This window comes from Tianweitania sp. (assembly GCF_032053605.1).
Classification (GTDB): domain Bacteria; phylum Pseudomonadota; class Alphaproteobacteria; order Rhizobiales; family Rhizobiaceae; genus Tianweitania.
Genome location: NZ_DAMBUH010000014.1, coordinates 1 through 3,077, shown reverse-complemented (window position 1 = coordinate 3,077; position 3,077 = coordinate 1). Strand labels below are relative to the sequence as shown.

The 3,077-nt window shown below is 63.8% G+C and carries 3 protein-coding genes and 1 pseudogene; 1 reads left to right on the top strand and 3 read right to left on the bottom strand.

Annotation, left to right across the window (positions count from 1 at the left end):
• On the top strand, positions 1–1,059 hold a 1,059-nt coding region (locus tag RTX98_RS05375; protein WP_312795131.1), incomplete at its 5' end, for a UbiD family decarboxylase.
• A gap of 4 nt (positions 1,060–1,063) precedes the next feature.
• On the opposite strand, the gene RTX98_RS05370 is transcribed toward RTX98_RS05375, so the two are convergent.
• The 3 genes and pseudogenes from RTX98_RS05370 to RTX98_RS20775 form a co-directional block, all read right to left on the bottom strand.
• Entirely contained in the window at positions 1,064–2,224 is a 1,161-nt protein-coding gene (locus tag RTX98_RS05370) for a mandelate racemase/muconate lactonizing enzyme family protein (protein WP_312795130.1), read from the bottom strand.
• A 36-nt stretch (positions 2,225–2,260) separates the two neighbouring features.
• On the bottom strand, positions 2,261–2,605 hold the full coding sequence (locus RTX98_RS05365; protein WP_312795129.1) for a RidA family protein: 345 nt from the start codon (positions 2,603–2,605) through the stop codon (positions 2,261–2,263).
• Positions 2,602–3,077: pseudogene (locus RTX98_RS20775) on the bottom strand (FAD/NAD(P)-binding oxidoreductase); the annotation flags it as partial. The gene RTX98_RS05365 and the pseudogene RTX98_RS20775, both read right to left, overlap by 4 nt.

The window sequence follows — 3,077 nt, the reverse complement described above, 5'->3', positions numbered from 1 at the left end:
GTGAATTTCGGATCGCTGCCGATCCAATGGTGCTGGCCGGGCGAGCCAGCGCCGCTGATCACATGGCCATTGGTGATCACCCGAGCGCCGGACGATCCGCATGACATCAATGTCGGCATTTATCGGATGCAGGTGTTGAACAGGAACCAGGCGATCATGCGCTGGCTGCCGGCGCGCGGCGGTGCGCGCCATCATCGCGCCTGGCAGAAGCTTGGACGCGACATGCCGGTCGCGATCGCGATCGGTGCCGATCCGGCAACGATCCTGGCAGCCGTGATGCCGCTGCCCGAAGGCATGAGCGAGCTTTCCTTCTCCGGCGTGCTGCGGCGCAAGGCCGGTCGTATCGGGCGCGGCCTCAGCGTCGACCTGCCCGTTCCAGCCGAAGCGGAAATGGTCATCGAGGGGAGCGTCTCGGTTGCCGAGACTGCTCCGGAGGGTCCTTACGGCGACCATACCGGCTACTTCAATTCGGTGGAGCCGTTTCCGGTGATGACCGCCTCCGCCATCACGATGCGCCGCGATCCACTCTACCTTTCGACCTTTACCGGGCGGCCGCCTGACGAGCCCTCGCGGCTGGGTGAAGCCATGACGCCGTTGTTCGCGCCTTTGGCCAAGCGCCAGTTTCCCGAAATCTCCGACCTTTGGTTGCCGCCGGAAGCCTGCTCCTATCGCGCCATGGTTGTTGCGATCGACAAGCGCTATCCCGGACAGGCGCGGCGGGTGATGATGGGCTTGTGGTCCATGCTGCCTCAATTCAGCATGACAAAGCTGATCATCGTCGTCGATCCCGACATCAATGTGCGAAAGTGGGACGATGTGATGTGGGCGCTCTCGACCCGCTTCGATGCGCCGCGCGATCTTGTTGTCATTCCGGACACGCCGATCGACTATCTCGACTTCGCCTCCCCACAGCCCGGCCTCGGCGGCAAGCTTGGTCTGGATGCCACCAACAAGATCGCACCCGAAACCAGCCGCGAATGGGGAACGCCGCTGTCGATGAGCGATGCGGTGATCGCGCGAGTGGATGCGCTTTGGCCGGAGCTTGGACTGACGCGGTAGACGGTCAGGCGTCGATCGTGTGGCTCAGGAACGGAGCGATGGCCTTTCGATCAACTGCGATGCCGAGACCCGGCATCGTGTTGACCTGCAGCGTTCCGTCTTGGCCGATCGCCTGTTCCGGTGGGTTCTCAAGTACCTGCACATAGGTGTTGGCGTCGCTGAAGTAGGGATAGACTTCCAGGTTCATGGCGTTGGGAATGGCGGCGCAGAGAGACAGAGATGCGGCCGAGCAGAGTGAGCTGGCGCAGTTGTGCGGGGAAACGCGGGCGTTGTAGGTTTCCGCCATGCCGGCGATTTGGACGGCTTCGAACATGCCGCCGCAGTTGGCGATGTCGGGCATGACGATGGACACCGCACCCGTATCCAGCACGTTGCGGAAGCCGGCGCGGCCGTAAACGCGTTCACCTACGGCAATAGGGATGGCGTGGCGGCTGGCGACCTTGGACAGGCCAGCGAGATTGAAGGGGTCGAGCGGCTCCTCGATCCAGGTGATGTCTAGGTCGCGGCAGGTATCCAGGAAGCGGATGAGCTGGTCGTCGGCAACACCGCCGGACAGATCGAGCATCAGCTCGATGTCGGGACCGACTTCCGCGCGCAACGCCTTGACGCGCTCCACCGCACGCTTGAAGCGACCATCATCAACGGCGCGTGCGGACACATGGCGGAAGGTGCCGTCCAGCAGTTCATGGGCGAAGGGATAGGATTTGAGGCTGCGGAAGCCATCCGCGAGCGGGCGGGCGGCGGCTTTCGCCCAGTTCACCACGTCGTCATGCTCGTGGTTCCAGCCATTGGCGTAGAGCTTGACCTGGCTCCGCATCGCGCCGCCGAGCAGCTCATGCACCGGCAGATTGGCCGCCTTGCCCTTGATGTCCCAAAGCGCGAGTTCGATGGCGCTGAGCGCCGCGAAGGTAATGGCTCCGCCGCCCTTCGCCCAGAAGGACTGGTCGTAAAGATCTTGCCAGATCATGCGGATTTCGGACGCGTTGCGGCCGATGATCTGCGCCGCCATGTCTTCCAACATCCCGGCAAGCGCGGGCGCGCCATAGCCATAGGCGACGCCCGCTTCGCCGAAGCCGCTGATGCCTTCATCGGTTTCGATCTCGACCAGCACTGGCCGCAAACCGCCGCCTTCGATGCGATAGATGCGGATAGTGCTGATCTTCATGGAACGGTCCTTCCGGCAGTGCTGGCGCGCTTGGTCTTACTTGTGGGCGGTGACGACGATCTCAATCAGCGTGGTGCCGCCGAGATCGGCAACGCCGACGGTGGCGCGGGTCGGGAAGGTGTCCGTCGACAGCCATTCCTTCCAGACCTTGTCCATCTCGGGCTTCAGGTTCATGTCGGTAATGAAGATCGTGGCCGACAGGAGCTTGGTTTTGTTTGAACCGGCCTGCGCGAGATAGGTGTCGAGCTTGGCCAGGATTTCCTTGGTCTGGCCGGCCATGTCGAGGCTTTCGTCATCGCAGGTCGTGCCGCCAACGAAAACGAGGCCGCTATGCTCCACGACGCGGTGCATGATCGGGGTCTGGAGATGGCGGTTGGTCATGGGTTCGGTCCTTTCGGGTTGGATACGGGTTCGGGGCGGCGGCCGGTGACGGCAAAAACGGCGTCCTCGATCTGCGGGAGGGCTGCGAGTTCGGACAGGCGCACCGGCTTGATCGGCGCGCGCAGGCGATAGGTGCCGATTTCGGCCGGGCTGACGCCGCGGCTTTCCGCCATGATCTCTGTGACAGTGGAAGCGCAAAGGCGGCCCTGGCACGGGCCCATGCCGCAGCGGAGAAAGGTCTTCAGCTGGTTCGGGCCGGGCGATACAGGATGTCGAGGAAGGCGCGGCCGCGACGGTAACGGCGGCGCTGCTGCTTCAGTGGGGTCAGACGGGATTGGGCATCCGTTTGTTCTAGCAGGCCGAGATCGGAAAGAGCGCCGAGCGCCGCGATGCGGCCTTCAACGGCGGCGTGGTCGGCACCGCCGATACCGGCGCCGTCGCCGGCGGCAAACAGGCCGGGAACGGACAAGCG

What these genes read in the sequence shown, in the direction of transcription:
- RTX98_RS05370 (WP_312795130.1), bottom strand. Translation starts at nt 2,224, where the DNA reads ATGAAGATCAGCACTATCCGCATCTATCGCATCGAAGGCGGCGGTTTG.
- RTX98_RS05365 (WP_312795129.1), bottom strand. Translation starts at nt 2,605, where the DNA reads ATGACCAACCGCCATCTCCAGACCCCGATCATGCACCGCGTCGTGGAG.